This window comes from Parafrankia sp. BMG5.11, from assembly GCF_004337455.1.
This window is the reverse complement of the sequence record NZ_SJXI01000001.1, coordinates 388,585-404,267: the sequence shown is the minus strand read 5'-3', so window position 1 is coordinate 404,267 and position 15,683 is coordinate 388,585. Positions and strand designations below refer to the sequence as shown.

Genomic DNA, 15,683 nt, shown 5'->3' with positions numbered 1-15,683 from the left:
AGCCGTCCGCTTGCGCCCAATTTCGGCCATTGCGGCTGCCTGCCGATCGCCTGAAAGCAGACAGGGTCATAGTCGGAAGAGGCACATCGATTGCTGGACATTGAGTAGATGCCCGGGATCGAAGGCTTCGGCATTTGTATTGCTGGCTATTTATATCTCGATGGGGACCTCGACCAGCACGGGGACCAATGCGGAAATTGGCGTGTGAAGGTCGACTTCAACGCCCGGCGTCTCAAGGCTGATCACAAGCGCGTAGCGCGCCTCTTGGTCATATCTTCCGAGCGAATTGCGCTCTCGCCACCACCCTGAGATCGGATGGATATATAGAGCATTGCGGGCGGCAAGTTCGACGGCTGGCCCCTCCCACACATCGACATGCAGCGAACCCGACGAGATCTGCTTTTCGCCGAATAACCACCCGTCGTTCGTTTCATTGACCGCGCGCGGAGCGTCTTTGTCATAGCCTTCGGCATTGTTGCGGCGATTGAAGTTCCCAATCGTCTCACGTGAGCGCTTGAGATCGAAACGCAGGCCGAAGGACTGGTACCGTGCCGGGTCCAAATTCGTGGCAAAGCTGGGGTTGGGTTCCACGAAATAGGAGAGGGCGACTTTCAATCTCACCCGAGTGTTGTCGAGTGCCTCAAGCACGTCCTGGGGCCAGGGAAGCTGATAGATATGCGACTCGTTGAATCGCACGCTGCCGCCATCTATGCGGAACGGACGTATCGTGTTTTGTGCGACCAGGGCGAGATCATCGACGGCCGACGCCATCGCGCGCCTCAAATCGGGGATACCGTAACCGAACCGCCTAAGACAGTCGGCCTTTTCTCGCTTTGTCGCGCACTGCGCGACTAGTTGATCCATGTGCCCGGTCCAACGGGCACTATGCACCATCAGCGCACGTATCGTTTCCGGCCAGTATTGAGGGTAGGCCGCGATCAGCTGAGCTGCCATCCGGGCCGCCTGAGCGGTTGCGGCACTTGTCGCCCAGAATGCGTCCAGCGGCTTCTGCGCGACGAGGCGGGAGGCTGTAAGGAGGGAAAGGGAATCGAGTCCCGCTACCGCCTCTGCACCGCACGGGCTGAGCGCCCTGTTCCCAGCCTCGAAGACGAGTTCGGGTTTGAACGGAGATTGGCTGGTGTCCCAGAGGAAGGATGTCCGGCTGTAGGGACTGCCGGCACCAACCGGTGCCATCGTGGTCCAACCGTCGTAGCCTGCCTCGCCGATCCCGGTCTTGTCCGTATATCCGCCGATCGTGAGGGCGTTCCAAGCCTGTGAGGGGTCCTCTGCTGGAAAAGCATCAGAATCCGCGATTTCGGCAGCAATTGAACTGTCGGGAATATTGCCAGCAGAGAGCAGTATCAGCCGCCGAGGCGACCGATTTTCAGCATCGTGCGATTCCGCTCCAGCCGCCGCCTGGTCGATGGCCGCGCTCCACGCCGTCGCGTCTGATCCGCTGCGCCCCTCGTTGGTGACCGCCATGCAGAAAACACGGTCACGATCCGGATTATTGATCTCCGCGAGCAGAATGGCGCTCTGGGTGATCGGTCCGTAGGAATGTGGATCGTTGTCCGGTACGCCGGGAGGGGACAGGATCTTGACCGATTCCAGGCGGTGGTTGAGCTCGATTGGCTGATTGCTCGCGAGGGGACCGACAAGGTCCCCAAGCAAGGCAAGACCCGCCATGCCGGTCCCATGGCCAGCGCCGTGTTCGTGATCGTCCCCACCCCAAGCCGTGTCGATTGCCATCAGATCTTCTGGCGACAGAGCGGGTTCTATCAGGGGATGCGCTCGATTGACCCCTGTGTCGAGCAGGCAGACCGCCGGAGCGTCATTGCCGGGCCAGGTTACATGCTCTGCGAGATCATCGATAAACGCCGGAACGTCGTCCTTCAGGTCCCGGGTAAACACCAGCGGGCTGTCGCTCGCGCGACGCAGCTCCGAAATGCCTGCGGTCGAGAACAGTAACATCTCGATTGATGCGCGCCGTCCGTATGCCGGGATCACCGTCGTCTCCGGAAAACGCAGAAAGGTGTCGGGGTTGCCGACATGCAGCCCCAACACCGCGGCGGTGCCCAGAACTCTGTCGATGCGATCGTTGAAGCACCAGAGCGCCCACCACATCTGCGCCTGGGGGTCTTCCGGCAATGCCTCGGGAGCATCGCGCCAGAAACTTTGCAGGCGTGCCGCGCGAATGTGCTCGATCGGTTCGACCCGGGTCTTCTTGGGCGGCGATCCCTTTTCGCTCAGTTCCCCGTTTGTGTAATCCTCAAAGACTTGGGAAAAGGCATCGCGCATGTCATCCGGGACAAACAGGGCAATGCGGCGTACGCCGTTCTCGTCGACGATTTCGGCCGCTTGCCGTGTGCCTTCCCTCTGTCGTTCAAGGTTGGTGGCGCCTGTGCCCCGATTGAGTTCGACCTCAATGAAAACGCCGCTAGCAGGCTGAAGGTCTACTGGCTGTTCGGGCAGGCCGCGCTGTCCCGCCTCAGCCTCCGCGAAGGCATTGCCAATTTCCGCGATGAGGCGGAGACCGTGATCCGCACGAACTCTGTTTAGCGCGCGCTGCCGTGCATTGCTGCCCGGCGACTTGAAGGTGCGTCGCTGGGCAAGCGGAGTGATATCAATATGCGGTCGGTCGTGCTCGCTCACAGGTCTCAGAGCTTCACTGCGAACGCCGTTCGCATGGCTTGACGTTCAGTGAGCTTGGCGACGACCTCCTGGGTGGTTGTCATATTCCTTTGCTCGAGGATCGCCGTCTTGACCACTTCATCTGCGGCCCGCGCAACTTCCGCCTGGCTCAGCCCGTGCGCCGCCTGCTCGATCGCGGCCCATCCTGCGCGCTGGAACTTGAGAGGCTTGAGGTTGGCCTTGATCACTGCGCGAAGTTGCGCGGCGGTCGGCATCTCAAATTCCAGCACGTCATCGAAGCGACGCAGGAGCGCCCGGTCCAGAAGCTCCGGATGGTTGGTCGCTGCGATGATTGGGCTGTCGGTCGATGTTTTTTCCTCCATGAACTGGAGGAAGCTGTTGAGGACGCGGCGCATTTCAGCGACGTCGTTGGTCGCGGTGCGATGACCGCCGACAGCGTCGAATTCATCGAACAAATAAACCCCGCGCCGACGCCGGGTCTCATCGAAAACTAGACGCAGTTTTGCTGCGGTCTCGCCCATATAACGAGTAATCAGTGTTTCGAGTCGAATGATGAAGAGCGGGAGCTTCAGCTCACCTGCAATCGCCTCGGCTGTCATAGTCTTGCCGGATCCCGGGGGGCCGACGAGCAGCAGGGTTCTTGACGGAACCTTGCCATGTTCGCGCAGCCAATCGCGTTTGCGCTGCTGCAAGAGAATCCCATTGAGCCGCTCGGACACCGACGCGCTCAGGATAACGTCATGCAGATCAACCACAGGATCGCGGTGTTCGAGAAGTCCTTCGAGATCGCCGCGCGGGGCAGAAAAAGATAGGGGAATAGATGCCTTGACCCCGCCCGAGCCTCGCGCAGCATCGACTGCGGAACGAAGTTCATTCGCGGTTTCTCGATGGCCTTGTCGAGCTTCGGAGGCGGCAACTTGTAAGGCAATAGAATAGAACTGCGCGTCGTCGCCTTCGGCGCGACTGCGTAGCATCGCCAGTATTTGCTTGGCGTTTGACATCAATCCTGCTTTCGAACCCCACGCGTCGCCAACCTGGGACGCAACCAGCGATACGTTACGCTCCCTGGAAATTGAAGTGGGATTGTCGCCTTAGGGCTATCCGATCAGCCGAAGTGACTTGGGCCTTGGGTGCGGCATTGGGAACTTCCTTCTCTTGCCGTCGCGTCAGAAACCCAGGTGCGATCGGTTGTCATGCGATAATCTCTTCAGCACATTTCGAGCCGGTATCTGGACAAATGCCAACGACAGGTTGCCCCGGAGACGGAAGTTAGGCGCTGGCTGCGGAATGGCGTATTCCGCTTGGAAATCGCCTGTTGCGATCTAGCCTCGGAATTGCGGCTTTGCCGGTTGGCTATTTGGAACCTGCCGTTCAGCAAACGGCCCAATTGCCGCCGGACCGGGGCTGTTTTGAGTTGAGCGTCACATACGTCGAGGCACTAGTCTCAGCCTTCGTCGTCGACATTCTCATCACCGGCGGAGCGGCGTGCCCCTTTCTCGACCGGGCTGCCGCGCTCAATTGACAACGACCGGACCATTGCCGCCAAAAAAAGCCCCGTGGTCGCTGGGTGGTCGCTGGCAACGCACAACTGAGCAGGCATACTGCGCAAGTGCATGAAAAAATGGTGAGCCCTGCTGGGTTCGAACCAGCGACCTACTGATTAAAAGTCAGTTGCTCTACCGACTGAGCTAAGGGCCCCACGCGGTGGGCCCTAGGGCAGCGGATTGCTGCGGGTCAAGCGGGCGTAGAGCTGGCGGACGGTGAAGCCGGTGACCGGATCGCGCCAGCGGGGTGCGATGCGCGTGGCCGGCGCGAGCACGAACGTGCGCTCGCGGTAGCGGGCGTGGGGGATGGTCAGCGGCCGGCTCGCCCAGGCGCCGGCGCTCCACAGCACGATATCTAAATCCAGCACGCGGGCGCCCCAGCGCTGGCCGCGGCGGCGGCGGCCATAAGCGCGCTCAATGTGCTGCAGCCTCTCCAACAGGCTTTCGGGCGGCAGCGCGGTGGCGATGAGCGCAGCGCTGTTGGCATAGCGGCGGCGCGAGGGGCCAAGCGGTGCGCTGGCGATGACGGGCGCGGCGGCGAGCACGGTGATGTCGGCGCGGCCCAGTTCCTCCAGCGCCGCCGCGATCACCGCCCGCGGACTTCCCAGCCGCGCGTGGCGCATGTTCGAGCCGAGCGCGATCAGGTAGCGGTGCGGCCGCTTGGCCAGGCGCTCAGATATCCTCGCAGATCCGGCCATAAAGCTGCGGCCGGCGATCGCGGAAGAAGCCCATGCCGGCACGGTGCTTCGCCGCCCGGTCAAGGTCGAGGGTGGCGACCAGCGCCCCGCTTTCGCTCGCGCCATATTCGCTTACGAAATCGCCCCACTCGTCGGTGACGAAGCTGTGACCATAGAACCGCGCACCATCCTCGTCGCCGATCCGGTTGGCGGCGATCACCGGCATGCAGTTTGACACCGCATGGCCCAGCATCGCCCGGCGCCACATGCGGCTGGTATCGAGATCGGCGTCGTATGGCTCGGACCCGATCGCGGTGGGATAGAACAGCAGTTCGGCGCCCAGCAGCGCCATCACCCGCGCGCATTCGGGATACCACTGGTCCCAGCAGATGCCGACCCCGATGCGCGTTGCGCCCCCGTTTGCAAGCGGCACGTCCCACACCTTGAACCCGTCGTTGCCGGGGCGGAAGTAGTACTTCTCCTCGTACCCCGGACCATCGGGAATGTGGCTTTTGCGGTACGTGCCCATGATCTCGCCATCGGCGCCGATCATCGCCAGGGTGTTGTAATAGTGGTGCCCGTCGCGCTCGAAGAAGCTGGTCGGGATCGCGATCTCCAGCCTCGCCGCCAGCTTTTGCATGGCCACCACCGATGGATGCTCGGCCACGGGGCGGGCGAGCGCGAACAGCGCCTCGTCCTCTACCTGGCAGAAATAGCGGCCTGAAAAGAGCTCGGGCGGGCAGACGATCTGCGCGCCCTTGCTCGCCGCCTCCTCCACCAGCGCCGATACCGCGGCGATGTTCTCGCTCTCGTCGTGCGAGGACAGGTCGAGTTGGAGCGCGGCGACGGAGACGGTGCGGGCCATGCGCAGCGGTTATTTCGGGCGCAGCGCGAAGTCCACCTGAATGAACACGTCCGAATTCGTGGTGCCGATCATCATTCCCGCCCCGCCGCCGCGCATCACTGGCGGAGGTGGCGGCGCGACGGGGGCCGCCTGTTCGGGACGCGGCGCCGCGACGTCGATCGCGGTGGCGTCCGCGGCGCGGAAATAGGTATTGCCCTGGCTGCCGCCCGCGTCGCGGATGTAGAGCACGCGGCTGACCTCCATGTCCGCCGCCCTGGCGTAGGCGTTGGCGCGCGTGCGAGCCGCCTTGTAGGCATCGGCATAGGCGAGGTTGGCGGTCGCTTCCGGATCGGTCATCGACAGGTTGGGGCCGGAGACGATGTTGGCCCCCGCCTCGGTCACGGCGGTGACCGCGGCGCTGGTGCTGGCCGGATCCCGCAGCGTGACGTTGACCACATTGGCGGCCTGGAATTGCCCGCGCCGGTCGCCGTAATCGATCCGCTGGACCGACACCGCGCGGGTCTGCAGGTCCCGTTCCGGAACGCCGAGCGCCCGCAGCGCGCCGACGATCTCCTCGATCTTGGCGTTGTTAGCGGCGCTGGCTTCCTTCGCGGTACGGGCCCAGGTCTCCACCCCCGCCTGGAACTCGGCCTTGTCGGGCTTCGATTCGGCGTGGCCCGAGGCGCTCACCGACAGCAGCGTCTCGCTCCGGTCGACCCCGCGCGGATCGTCCGCCCCGCCGCCGCCGCCGCAGCCAGCCAGCAGGAGGCACGGGGCGATAGACAGCAGACGTGGTGGCATAAGAGGCGACTCCAGGGTTCGATGTAACAGTGTCACATCGAACCCTGGCTTTGGCAATCGGTTATGCGCGCTTGCGAAACAGCAGGGTCATGCGGTCGCTTTCGCCCAGGTTCTCAAGCTCCGGCCGCTTGGTGCTCCACGACGGCTTCATTTCCCACACCCCGCCGGCGTGGTTGGCGGGATCGCGCGGGTTGGCGTTATAGTCGGCGCTGCCAACCAGCTCGAACCCGTTGATCTCCATGAACTTGATCACGTCGGCTTCGCGCAGGTAGCCCTTGCTGCCGTCGGTGTAGGAAAACGGCGCATCGGCCTTCGCGCGGTGTTGTTCGATGCCGATCATGCCGCCGGGTTTCAGCAGCTCGCGCATCGCCTTGATCTCGCGGTCGGCGATGTTCCAGCGCATCAGGTTGTGCATCATGCGCATGACCAGGATGCGGTCGAACGTGCCCTTCTCCGCTTCCGCGGGGGCTTCCAGCGTCATGGCGGCGAAGCGATCGGCCGGGATGCCCGACCAGCCGGCGATGTCGGCGGGATACTTGGCCGCACCTTCGCGGATGCCGGCTTGCGTCTTTTCGTTGAACGCGCCCGAGGTGGGATCGAAATAGAGGCCGACCAGCTTGCCCTTGGGGCCGAGGTACAGCCCCAGCAGGCGCGAATACCACTCGCCGCCGGGCGCATATTCACCGACCTTCATGTCCGGCGCGACCTGGAAGAACGCGAGCGTTTCGGCGGGCTTGCGCCACTGGTCGCGCGCGCGGTCCGCGTCCCGGCGCGGATCGGCGACCGCGGCCGCCAGCGCCGGATCGACTGCAACCGCGGCGGCGGTGGTGGACGCAGGCGGGGTCTGCGCACTGGCCGGAACGGCAGCGGCGAGCATCGGCAACAACAACAGCGCAAGTGAGCGCATGACAGGTCTCTCCCTAGAAAATTCGCCCGCAGCTTATCCGAGCGGGTGGCGGTGACAAGCTCTGCTGCGCTTCCTATCTCCCCGCCCGAAGGAGATTGGCATGAGCGAACAGGCTATCATCGCAGGCGGGTGCTTCTGGTGCACCGAGGCGGTCTTCCGCGACGTGGTCGGCGTCAGCGCGGTCGAAAGCGGTTATATCGGCGGCACCGTCGCGAACCCGACCTACAAGCAGGTCTGCGGCGGCGACACCGGCCATGCCGAAGCCATCCGCGTGACGTTCGATCCGCACGCGATCAGTCTGGCGGAACTCTACGACGTGTTCCTCGGCACGCACGATCCGACCCAGCTCAACCGGCAGGGCAACGACGTAGGCACCCAGTACCGCAGCGCGATCTTCCCGCTCGATGAAACCCAGCGCGCCGAGGCCGAAGCGGCCATCGACCGCTGGAACGCCGAGCATGGCGGCAACGCGGTGACGACGATCGAGGACGCGTCGCAGTGGTATCCGGCCGAAGACTACCACCAGGAGTACTGGGAAGGCGAAGGCCAGCGGAACCCGTATTGCCAGGCGACCATCCCGCCCAAGCTGCTCAAGCTGCGCAAGAGCTTCCGGAACAAGGTCAAGGCCTGACCAGCCCGCCGGCACCGCCGGGATGATGGCCGCAGCCCTCATCCCGGCGGCGCTGCCTACGCGCCTTCCACCCGGGCCGGGATACCCTGCCCGCGCGTCTTCCACAGCGACCAGGCGACACCCCCGGCCAGGATCGCGAAGGTGATGCCGAGCGACACCGGCGGCGGGATCTTCGCCAGCCCCAGCGCATCGGCGACGAAGATCTTCGAACCGATGAACACCAGCAGCAGGCTGAGCGCGTACTTGAGGTAGTGGAACCGGTCGACCATCGCCGCGAGCGCGAAGTACAGCGCGCGCAGTCCCAGGATCGCGAAGATGTTCGACGTGTAGACGATGAACGGATCGGTGGTGATGGCGAAGATCGCCGGCACCGAATCGACCGCGAACACCACATCGACGAATTCGATCATGATCAGCGCCAGGAACAGCGGGGTCATGAACCAGGCAACGCGGCCGGTGGCCGGGTCGGGCTGCCGCACCCAAAACCGCTGGCCGTGCAGCGTGTCCGTCACGCGGAAGCGTCGCCGTACCCAGCGCAGGATCGGGGAGGCGCCGACATCGTACTGCTCGTCAGCCGAACGCCACATCTTGATGCCGGTGAGGATCAGGAACCCGGCGAACAGGTACAGCACCCAGTCCCATTCCTGCACCGCCGCGGCGCCGAAACCGATCATGATCGCACGCAGCACGATCACGCCCAGCACGCCCCAGAACAACACCCGGTGCTGGTACAGGCGGGGGATTCCGAAATAGGCGAAGATCATCGCGATGACGAAGACGTTGTCCATCGCCAGGCTTTTCTCGATCACGAAGCCGGTGATGTAGTTCATGCCCGCCGTAGCGCCCATGTACCACCACACCCACGCGCCGAAGCACAGCCCCAGCGTGATGTAGAAGCCCGACATTACCAGGCTTTCGCGCACCCCGATCTCGCGCTGTTTCCGGTGCAGAACGCCGAGATCGAGCACCAGCAGCGCGATCACGATGCCGATGAAGGCGAGCCAGATCCACACCGGCGTGCCCAGCCATAAAGCAGTCAAAGGCTCCATGGCTCAGCTCCCCACTGGCGCGGGGTTGAGCAGCGCGCGGGACAACCGCCGGCCCAGCTGCGCGCGGCGGCGGCGCAGCAGCACCAACCGCCGCGGATCGTGCGCGGACTTGATCCGCTCCAGCCGCAGGGCATCGTCGATGCGTTGCTGCATCAGCATCGATAGGAAAGTGAAAGGTCGCATGTGTGCCATCCTCCTTGTGCGTTGCACGTGATCGGATGACAGCGACGAAGCCGCATTGGACCCTGCACCGGTGTCACCCGATGCGGTCCGACATCGCGCCGCGCGAAAGCGCTGCGCCAGAGGGGCCCGGCCCGCTGTGATCAGGAATAGGTGCGGTCCGTTGGCGTTTCAAGAACGCGAAGAACGAATTCGCGCCGCTATCCTCGCCAGCGGGCGACGAAGAAGCCGTCGAGCCCGCGTTCGATCATCGCAGGATCGGTGCGCAGCCACCCCCCGGCAGTCGGGAGCAGGCCCGCCGGCAGTTCGTCAGGCGCGATCGGGGCGGGCGCAAGACGGACGCGATCCGCCTGATCCTCCCCCTCTTCCCGCTCCAGCGAGCAGGTTACGTAAACCAGCGTCCCGCCGGGCGCGAGCCATTCGGCGGCGCGGCCCAGCAGCGCCGCCTGCAGCTCCGCCATTTCGGCGATCTGCCGCGGGCCGATCCGGTGCAGCACGTCGGGGTGGCGGCGGCAGGTGCCGGTCGCGGTGCACGGGGCATCGAGCAGGATCGCCTCGTATGGGCGGGCGGGCTCCCACTTCAACGCATCGGCGGCGACCACTTCGGCGGCCAGGCCCACGCGGTCGAGGTTCTCGACCAGCCGGTCGAGGCGTTTCACGCTCTTGTCGAGACTGGTGACCTGCCAACCGGCGGCGGCGAGTTGCAGCGTCTTGCCCCCCGGCGCGGCGCACAGATCGAGCACGCGGCGTCCTTCGCCCTCGCCCAGCAGACGCGCTGGGATCGACGCGGCGAGATCCTGCACCCACCAGGCGCCCTCCTCGAACCCGGCGAGCCGCTCCACCGCGCTGCCCCGGGGAAGCCGCACATGGCCGGGAGCCAGCGAGATACCGCCCAGTTCCTCCGACCAGCGTGCCGTCTGCGTCCAGTCCTTAAGCGACAGGTCAAGCGGCGGCGGTTCGGCCAGCGCGGCGGCGATGGCGGCCGAGCGCTCGCCCCAGCGCTCGATCACGGCGGGCGGCAGCGTAGGTACTGGCGGCAGCGCCACTTCGCGCTTCACCAGGGTCGAGAACACCCCGTGCGCCAGCCGCCGCGGGCCACCGTCAAGCAGTTCCAGCCCGGTGGAGATCACCGCGTGCGGCGGGGTGTCGAGCCGTAACCACTGCGCCAGCATCATCCGCAGCACGGTGCGGGGCTTGGCGTCTTCGGGCAGCACGTCCCTGGTCGCACTGTCGATCAGCGCGTCGAGATCGAGCAGCCAGCGCAAGGTTTCGCTGGCGATCGCGCGGGCCAGGCCGCGGTCGCTCGGCGTCAAACCCTTGGCATACTGGCCTTCCGCCAGATCGAGCGATTCGCCCCGGCGCAGCACGGCGTCGAGCATCCGCAGCGCCGCGGTGCGCGCGGCCAGTCCCTGAATTTTCGCGCCTGCTGTTTTCGCCATGCCGCGCGCCATATCGGCGATTGCAACCGAGCGCCAGCGCACCCATTTCGGGCGCCATGGAACGAGCCACCAAGCGCCCCGAGAAATTCGACAAGCCGGCCCACTGGACCAACGCGCCCGCGCCCGAACCCGCGCCCGCCACGGAGGAGGAGGTACTCAGCCCCACCCGCTATGGCGACTGGGTCAAGGACGGCGTGGCGATCGATTTCTAGCGGACGCGTCTACAGCGGCCGGAAGGTGACCTTCAGCCCGTCCTTGGGCTTGGGGATCGGCCACGGCTGCCACTCCGGATCATACCCCTCGGCAATCTCGATCCGGTAGCGCTGCAGCAGCTGCGCCATCAGGATCTTCACCTGCATGTAGGCAAAGTGCAGTCCCAGGCACATGTGCGCCCCGCCGCCGAACGGGATCCAGGCGTACTTATGCCGCGCCTTCACCTTGTCGGGGGTGAACCGCATCGGGTTGAAGGTTTCCGGGCTGTCCCAGTATTCTTCCATGTGATGGGTCAGGTGCGCATTGAACCCGCACTGCGCACCGGCCGGGATGCGGATGCCGTTGAATTCGAAGCTTCTCAGCGCGCGGCGCGGGATCGACGGAACCGGGGCGATCAGCCGCAGCGATTCCTTGAACGCCATCTCCATCAGTTCGAACTTGCCAAGGTCGTCGTAGGTCGCGCCGCGCGGAGTGCCGCTGGCGTCGGGACCGCCGGTGACCGCGAACACCTCCTGCCGCACTTTCTCCTGCCACTCGGGGTTCTGCGCGAGGTGGAACACCAGGCTCGTCGCGCTGGAAGTGATGGTGTCGTGCGCCGCCATCATCAGGAAATTCATGTGGTCGACCACCTCGTCGACCGGCAGCAGGCTGCCATCGTCACGGGTCGCGGTGGCGAACTGGCTGAACATGTCCTGCCCCACGCCCTCGCCCGCGCGGCGTTTCAGCGTTTCGCGGGTGAAATACTCGACCAGGAATTCACGGCCCTTCACCCCGTTGCGCATCTGGGTGAACGGCAGGGGCTTGCGCACCGGGGTGATCGAGGCGGCGACCATGTCGACGAACGCCTGGTTGATCTTGTCCGCCTCCGGCCCCCACGGCACGCCGATGAAGCTGTCGGCGGCCAGCTCCAGCGTGAGCTGCTTGATCGCCGGGTAGAACAGCATCGGGCCGGTCCACTTGGCGACTTCGGCGGCGATCCCGCGGTCGAGCGCGCCGGCATAATGGCGCATCGGTTCGGGCTTGAAGGCGATCGACAGCGCGCGCCGGTCCATCCGGTGGTGATCGAAATCGAGCAGCATCAGCCCGCGCGGGAACAGCTTGTGCAGCGCCGGGCTCCACCCCTGTTCGCTGGAGAAGATCTTGTCGCGATCGAACAGCAGCAGTTCGTTCGCCTCCGCCCCGATCAGCGAGACGTGCCAGTGGCCCAGGTTCCGGTTCTTGTAGACCGGGCCGTACGTGCGGAACATGCGCCAGGCGAACCCGTGCGGGTCCTTCAGCATGTTGAACAGGTTGCCGATCACCGGCGGCCCCGCCTCGCCCGGAATGTGCGCCACATCGGCATCGGACAGCCGGCCTTCCGACCAGTGGGAGGGCGAAGTTTCCTCGCTGACGTGCGGCGATGCGACAGGCTTGGCAAGCGTGGCCATGGCAGGCTCCTGATAATTGACAGGAGTGTAAGTGAGCTACACCCAGCCTGCAAGTTCGCGCCGTACCAGCGCCTCCAGCATCGCCATGCCTGGTTCGCGGTCGTTCAGGCAGACCAGGGTGGTGAACTCCTCGCCGCCGGCTTCCAAGAACGTCTCACGCCCCCTGATCGCCAGCTCCTCGAGCGTTTCCAGGCAATCGGCCGAAAAACCCGGCGCGGCGATCGCCAGCCGCTTCGTGCCGCGGCGAGCCTCATCCACCAGCACGACGTCGGTTGCCGGTTCCAGCCACTTGGCCCGGCCGAAGCGGGACTGGAACGTGGTCACGATCCGCAAGTCCGGCCGGCCCAGCTTCGCTTCGAGCAGCCGCGCGGTCTTGCGGCAATGGCAGTGGTATGGATCGCCCAGTTCAAGCGTGCGCTGCGGCATTCCGTGGAAGCTCAGCAGCAGGACCTCGGGCGAAATGCCAGGTTGCATCAATTGTGCGCCGAGATCGGCCGCCAGAGCGTCGATATAACGCGGGTCGTCGTAGTATGCGGGCAGCGTGCGCAGCGCCGGTTGCCAACGCATTGTCCGCAGCTTGTCCGCAGCCTTGTCCACCACCGTCGCCGTAGTCGCGGCGCTGTATTGCGGATAGAGCGGGGCGAGCAGGATCCGGTTGCAGCCGGCATCCATCAGCGCCTGCAAGGCCACCCCGATCTCCGGCTTGCCGTACCGCATGGCATGGCTGACCGTAACGGTTTCCCCTAGCCTTTCCTGAAGCTTAGCCGCCTGCGCAGCGGTGATCGCCGCCAAGGGAGAGCCGTTCTCGGTCCACACCTGGGCATAGGCATGCGCGCTCTTTTTGGGCCGCGTCGTCAGCACCGCGCCGCGCAGGATCGGCTGCCAGATCAGCGGCGGGATCTCCACCACCCGCCGGTCGGAAAGAAATTCCGCGAGGTAACGCCGCACCGATCGGGCATCGGGCGCGTCCGGGGTGCCGAGATTGACCAGCAGCACCCCGACTTTGCCGGTTTCAACCCGGGGATGTCCCGCTGGCTGGTTCATATTCCCTCCGATAGCAATGGCAGGCGGCGCAAGCGCAGTCCGGTCGCAGAGTGCAGCGCGTTGGCGATCGCGGGAGCGGCGATCACCGCGCCGATTTCGCCGGGGTCGGCCGGCTCGCCGTCGCCGGCGATGATCTCGACTGAAATATCAGGACAATCCGCGAGCCGCGGCAGGGCCAGCGCGCCAAGGCTGCTCTCGGTCGGCAGCCCGTCGGAGAACGAAATCGCCGACCCGGTGGCAAGGCTGGTGCCGAACACCAGCCCGCCTTCGATCTGCTGGCGGGCAATATCCTGATTGACCACCCGCCCCAGGTCCACCGCAGCGGACAGCTTGCTCACCCGCACGCCGCCCTCGCCAGCCCGGGCGGTGGCGACGCAGGCGATGCGTGCGACCGCCTCGCCAGTCGCAGGATTGCCGATCCGCCAGCACGCCAGCCCGTTTCCGCTCTGCCGCGCACCGCCGTCCCATTGGGCCAGGCGAGCCGCCCGCTGCAGGCATTCGGCCAGCCGTGGATCCTCACCCAGCAGCGCCATGCGAAACGACAGCGGCTCGCGCCCCACGCGGGTGGCGAGTTCGTCGATGAAGCTTTCAACGATGAACGCAAGATACCCCGCCGCATTGCCGCGCATGCGCCCGGTCGGCAGGCCGATATCGACCGGCACGTGATCGATCGCGACGGCCGGAATCGCGTAAGGGCTGAGCGCGCCTTCGAACGCCAGCGGATCAGGGTCCTCCGCCGCATCCAGCGCGGCGAAGGCGGTCTTGTTGCCGAACAGGCGCTCGCCGAATTCGCGCGTCGTGGCGGGCATCGCTACCCGCAGGCGCAGCGCGCCGGGCGTGCCGTCCTCCCGCGCGGTCCACGCGCTGGCCAGGCAAGCAAGCGGCGACCGCGGGCGCCCCGCCACCATCTCCTGCCAGCGCGACCATACGAGTTGAACCGGTGCGCCGACTTCGGCGGCGATGACCGCCGCCTCGATCGCGTGGTCATGCTCCAGCCGCCTGTCGAAGCTGCCCCCAGCGCTCATCGGATACAGCACCACATCGGCGGCGGAGAGCCCGACCGCCTTCGCGGCCGCAGCCTTAGCAGCGGCGGGGGCCTGGCTTGCAAGCCAGAGCTCCAGCCGCCCGTCGGCGACCCGCGCGGTCGCGCTGGCGGTTTCAAGCGTGGCGTGAGTGGCCGGCGCAATTTCATAGCGGTACGTAACAGTGGGCTCGCCGAGATCGCGGTCGCCCTCGCCGCGCGTGGCGATCCGCCTGGCTTCGCCGTTGGTAAGCGCTTCGTCGAGCCGCTGGTCAATGATTCCGCTGTCGGCACGGTTCTCTGTCCGCCAACGCGGACGCAGCGCCGTCAGCGCCTGTTCGGCAGCCCACCAGGTATCCGCCACCGCGGCGATCCAGCGGCGCGATTTGACCACCTGGCGCAAGCCCAGGGTACGGGCGCCAGCCTTGCTGTCATAGCCGCTGAGCACGGCGTCACCCACCGGGCCGTGACGTATCGCGGCATAAAGCATGCCAGGCAGGCGCACGTCGCCCGCGAACTGGAAACCGCCGTCCACCTTGGCGGGCAGATCGAGCCGCGGGTAGGCAAGGTCCTGCGACACCCCCATCGCGATCGGCCGTTCGCTGTAGGGAGCAGGTCTCAGCGGCGGCGGATCGGGGGCGTCGAACCGCGCTGCTTCCTCCGCCAGCGTGGCGAACGAGAGCTGCCTGCCGCCGTGCAGAACCAGCCCCCCTTGCGCCTCGCACTCCTCATAATTCACGCCCCAGCGCTCGGCCGCGGCCATGCACAGCATCGCGCGCGCCGCGGCGGCCGCTTCGCGCGCCGGGCGCTCGTAAGCGGCGAGGGAGGTGCCGTCCGCCGTAGCCATGAACCCGTTCTCGCCCGCCCAGCGACGGGTGACGAGATCGCCGGGCTCATCCGCAAGCCCCGGTGCAAGGGGCAGCCATAGCGGCGCCCACTTCGCGGCCAGCGGCAGGTTGGCATACGCGCCCGAGACCGGCGCCGGCTCCACCGCCACCTGCCGCCAGTCGGCGCCCATTTCGGCAGCGACGATCTGCGGGATCAGGGTGGTGATCCCCTGCCCCATCTCCAGCTGCGGGACCGCCACCGTCAGCACCCCGTCGCGGGCCAGTTTGAGCCAGGCGCCGAACGCCCATTCGCCCCGCCCGGGGGTCAGCGGCACGCCATAGTCGCGCGGCCACAGTCCCCAAGCCACGAGCAACCCGCCGCCGACCGCGGCTCCCGCGAGCAGGCCCCGGCGGCTTAACTGCATTG

At 65.8% G+C, this 15,683-nt stretch carries 14 protein-coding genes and 1 tRNA gene; 2 read left to right on the top strand and 13 right to left on the bottom strand.

Annotated features, from left to right (window positions below; all coding sequences use genetic code 11):
* Positions 1 to 150 precede the first annotated feature (150 nt).
* From E0504_RS01990 to E0504_RS01960, 7 genes are all read right to left on the bottom strand, one after another.
* Positions 151 to 2,652 carry a S8 family peptidase gene (locus E0504_RS01990; RefSeq protein ID WP_131621378.1) on the bottom strand — a complete coding sequence of 834 codons (2,502 nt, stop codon included), beginning with the start codon at positions 2,650 to 2,652 and terminating at the stop codon, positions 151 to 153.
* A 5-nt stretch (positions 2,653 to 2,657) separates the two neighbouring features.
* Complete coding sequence (locus E0504_RS01985; RefSeq protein WP_131621377.1) at positions 2,658 to 3,653, bottom strand: AAA family ATPase; 996 nt, start codon at positions 3,651 to 3,653, stop codon at positions 2,658 to 2,660.
* A 621-nt stretch (positions 3,654 to 4,274) separates the two neighbouring features.
* Positions 4,275 to 4,350, bottom strand: a tRNA-Lys gene (locus E0504_RS01980).
* 13 nt (positions 4,351 to 4,363) lie between these two features.
* Entirely contained in the window at positions 4,364 to 4,894 is a 531-nt protein-coding gene (gene folK / locus E0504_RS01975; protein WP_131621375.1) for a 2-amino-4-hydroxy-6-hydroxymethyldihydropteridine diphosphokinase, read from the bottom strand.
* Positions 4,869 to 5,738 carry an N-carbamoylputrescine amidase gene (aguB, locus tag E0504_RS01970; protein ID WP_131621373.1) on the bottom strand — a complete coding sequence of 290 codons (870 nt, stop codon included), beginning with the start codon at positions 5,736 to 5,738 and terminating at the stop codon, positions 4,869 to 4,871. The genes folK and aguB overlap by 26 nt, the downstream gene beginning before the upstream one ends.
* Before the next feature lie 9 nt (positions 5,739 to 5,747).
* Positions 5,748 to 6,407 carry an SIMPL domain-containing protein gene (locus E0504_RS01965; RefSeq protein WP_207912086.1) on the bottom strand — a complete coding sequence of 220 codons (660 nt, stop codon included), beginning with the start codon at positions 6,405 to 6,407 and terminating at the stop codon, positions 5,748 to 5,750.
* A 172-nt stretch (positions 6,408 to 6,579) separates the two neighbouring features.
* A complete protein-coding gene (locus E0504_RS01960; RefSeq protein ID WP_131621369.1) occupies positions 6,580 to 7,425 on the bottom strand; it encodes a class I SAM-dependent methyltransferase in 846 nt (281 codons plus the stop codon).
* A 100-nt stretch (positions 7,426 to 7,525) separates the two neighbouring features.
* Between E0504_RS01960 and msrA the strand changes: the two genes are divergently transcribed.
* On the top strand, positions 7,526 to 8,056 hold the full coding sequence (gene msrA / locus E0504_RS01955) for a peptide-methionine (S)-S-oxide reductase MsrA (protein WP_131621366.1): 531 nt from the start codon (positions 7,526 to 7,528) through the stop codon (positions 8,054 to 8,056).
* A gap of 56 nt (positions 8,057 to 8,112) precedes the next feature.
* Here msrA and E0504_RS01950 read toward each other — a convergent pair whose 3' ends face one another.
* The 3 genes from E0504_RS01950 to E0504_RS01940 all read right to left on the bottom strand — a co-directional run bounded on the left by E0504_RS01950 (position 8,113) and on the right by E0504_RS01940 (position 10,736).
* Complete coding sequence (locus E0504_RS01950; protein WP_131621364.1) at positions 8,113 to 9,105, bottom strand: TerC family protein; 993 nt, start codon at positions 9,103 to 9,105, stop codon at positions 8,113 to 8,115.
* Positions 9,106 to 9,108: 3 nt separating this feature from the next.
* The gene (locus E0504_RS01945; RefSeq protein WP_131621363.1) at positions 9,109 to 9,288 is read right to left on the bottom strand and encodes a hypothetical protein; all 180 of its coding nucleotides are present in this window, start codon (positions 9,286 to 9,288) and stop codon (positions 9,109 to 9,111) included.
* A 197-nt stretch (positions 9,289 to 9,485) separates the two neighbouring features.
* Complete coding sequence (locus E0504_RS01940; RefSeq protein ID WP_373693858.1) at positions 9,486 to 10,736, bottom strand: RsmB/NOP family class I SAM-dependent RNA methyltransferase; 1,251 nt, start codon at positions 10,734 to 10,736, stop codon at positions 9,486 to 9,488.
* A 44-nt stretch (positions 10,737 to 10,780) separates the two neighbouring features.
* Between E0504_RS01940 and E0504_RS01935 the strand changes: the two genes are divergently transcribed.
* The gene (locus tag E0504_RS01935) at positions 10,781 to 10,936 is read left to right on the top strand and encodes a DUF1674 domain-containing protein (RefSeq protein WP_131621361.1); all 156 of its coding nucleotides are present in this window, start codon (positions 10,781 to 10,783) and stop codon (positions 10,934 to 10,936) included.
* A gap of 9 nt (positions 10,937 to 10,945) precedes the next feature.
* Here E0504_RS01935 and E0504_RS01930 read toward each other — a convergent pair whose 3' ends face one another.
* From E0504_RS01930 to E0504_RS01920, 3 genes are read right to left on the bottom strand one after another with little or no spacing between them, the layout of a single operon-like run.
* A complete protein-coding gene (locus E0504_RS01930) occupies positions 10,946 to 12,364 on the bottom strand; it encodes a cytochrome P450 (protein WP_131621359.1) in 1,419 nt (472 codons plus the stop codon).
* A 36-nt stretch (positions 12,365 to 12,400) separates the two neighbouring features.
* Entirely contained in the window at positions 12,401 to 13,408 is a 1,008-nt protein-coding gene (hemH, locus tag E0504_RS01925) for a ferrochelatase (RefSeq protein ID WP_131621357.1), read from the bottom strand.
* Positions 13,405 to 15,681: a molybdopterin cofactor-binding domain-containing protein gene (locus E0504_RS01920; RefSeq protein ID WP_131621355.1), complete on the bottom strand. Its 2,277-nt coding sequence runs from the start codon at positions 15,679 to 15,681 to the stop codon at positions 13,405 to 13,407. The genes hemH and E0504_RS01920 overlap by 4 nt, the downstream gene beginning before the upstream one ends.
* Between the last annotated feature and the right edge of the window lie 2 nt (positions 15,682 to 15,683).

What these genes read in the sequence shown, in the direction of transcription:
- E0504_RS01985 (WP_131621377.1), bottom strand. Translation starts at nt 3,653, where the DNA reads ATGTCAAACGCCAAGCAAATACTGGCGATGCTACGCAGTCGCGCCGAA.
- folK (WP_131621375.1), bottom strand. Translation starts at nt 4,894, where the DNA reads ATGGCCGGATCTGCGAGGATATCTGAGCGCCTGGCCAAGCGGCCGCAC.
- aguB (WP_131621373.1), bottom strand. Translation starts at nt 5,738, where the DNA reads ATGGCCCGCACCGTCTCCGTCGCCGCGCTCCAACTCGACCTGTCCTCG.
- E0504_RS01960 (WP_131621369.1), bottom strand. Translation starts at nt 7,425, where the DNA reads ATGCGCTCACTTGCGCTGTTGTTGTTGCCGATGCTCGCCGCTGCCGTT.
- msrA (WP_131621366.1), top strand. Translation starts at nt 7,526, where the DNA reads ATGAGCGAACAGGCTATCATCGCAGGCGGGTGCTTCTGGTGCACCGAG.
- E0504_RS01950 (WP_131621364.1), bottom strand. Translation starts at nt 9,105, where the DNA reads ATGGAGCCTTTGACTGCTTTATGGCTGGGCACGCCGGTGTGGATCTGG.
- E0504_RS01945 (WP_131621363.1), bottom strand. Translation starts at nt 9,288, where the DNA reads ATGCGACCTTTCACTTTCCTATCGATGCTGATGCAGCAACGCATCGAC.
- E0504_RS01940 (WP_373693858.1), bottom strand. Translation starts at nt 10,736, where the DNA reads ATGGCGCGCGGCATGGCGAAAACAGCAGGCGCGAAAATTCAGGGACTG.
- E0504_RS01935 (WP_131621361.1), top strand. Translation starts at nt 10,781, where the DNA reads ATGGAACGAGCCACCAAGCGCCCCGAGAAATTCGACAAGCCGGCCCAC.
- E0504_RS01930 (WP_131621359.1), bottom strand. Translation starts at nt 12,364, where the DNA reads ATGGCCACGCTTGCCAAGCCTGTCGCATCGCCGCACGTCAGCGAGGAA.
- hemH (WP_131621357.1), bottom strand. Translation starts at nt 13,408, where the DNA reads ATGAACCAGCCAGCGGGACATCCCCGGGTTGAAACCGGCAAAGTCGGG.
- E0504_RS01920 (WP_131621355.1), bottom strand. Translation starts at nt 15,681, where the DNA reads ATGCAGTTAAGCCGCCGGGGCCTGCTCGCGGGAGCCGCGGTCGGCGGC.